We start from the raw sequence: 1,135 nt of genomic DNA, 5'->3' as shown, positions 1-1,135 counted from the left end.
TCGCGGGCAATGTCGGCCTGGTCTGCGTGGTGGCAGCACAAACAGCCTCGACTGCTCCAGTAAGCGCGCCAATTGGGCGGGTAACGTACCTGCTGATGCCAGACTGGCAAAGCACAACACATTCAATATCGCGTAGCTAGCTGTGTGGAAACTGATCCGGCGCGGCTCCACCTGCGCATGCGCTGCCATCTCTCGCATCCACCGCCGTAGCAAGGTATAGGCAATGAGTACCCCCCATAACTCTTGCCGCACCAACTCCGGCTGCTTGCTGCGCAACACCGGCTCGGCATCCTGCAGGGATTGTTTGATATCTCGAAACCCCAGCTCAATTTCCCAGCGTTCGGTGTACAGCTGAGCCAGCTGCACCGCAGGGTAGGCCTGATGATCAAGCACCGAGGTCAGATAGCGCCGCTTTCGTCCGGCAATTTCCACCTCAATCAGCCGGGCGTGCCAGTAACGGGGAAGCGCGGGGTGCTGCTTCCGTGCCTGCTGCGAGACCGGCATGCGGATGATCGCGTCTCCAGCAGCGAGTTGCTTCACGCTCTCGTAACGCAACTTTTCCTTGGCTCGTATCAGCCAGTGCCGCGAAACGCCCTGTTCCTGCCACTGCAGCAGGAAGGCGGCCGAGAAGTAAGCCCGATCAAACAAGGTGATCGAATGATCCTGCCCTTGCAGGCCTGCCGCGAGTGTCAGTTCTCCACGATCCATGCCGCCCATTTGGGCATCCAGTAGCTCATGACTGAGGGTATCCATCAGACAGACCGCACGAATCTGTGCCCATGGGAGTGCACCATGCTGTGTGGCGCAACGACCAAGCTGCAGCTGATTCTCCAGAGTGTCCGGAGCACACCAGACAACGCCATCAACGGCCAGTACGCGCAGGGCGTCATTGGCGGGGGCTCGGCCCCAGGCTTGCGTAAGCATCCGGAACAGTTGCGCCATCGGCTCATCGCCAAGCCGCTGACGCGCCTGCACGCTGGCACTGGGGGCGGGCAAGGTGTGTTGATCGAGGCTCAGAGCCAATTGCTGCACGACCTGCCATAGCGGCAAGTTGCGAAAGAGGGCCAAGCCAATGACCAACCAGACGGCATGCTCAGCAGGAAGTTTGCGGCGCCGAATGGAGGCTTTGCCGGTA

1 protein-coding gene is annotated in these 1,135 nt (G+C 60.4%); it reads right to left on the bottom strand.

Going from position 1 to position 1,135, the window contains the following annotated elements; all coding sequences use genetic code 11:
* On the bottom strand, positions 1 to 1,135 hold a 1,135-nt coding region (locus B0T39_RS24675), incomplete at both ends, for an IS4 family transposase (protein ID WP_141111407.1).

Origin of the sequence: Chromobacterium haemolyticum, assembly GCF_002081825.1 — a bacterium.
Taxonomy (GTDB): Bacteria; Pseudomonadota; Gammaproteobacteria; order Burkholderiales; family Chromobacteriaceae; genus Chromobacterium; species Chromobacterium fluminis.
This window is presented reverse-complemented; position numbering and strand designations above follow the sequence as displayed.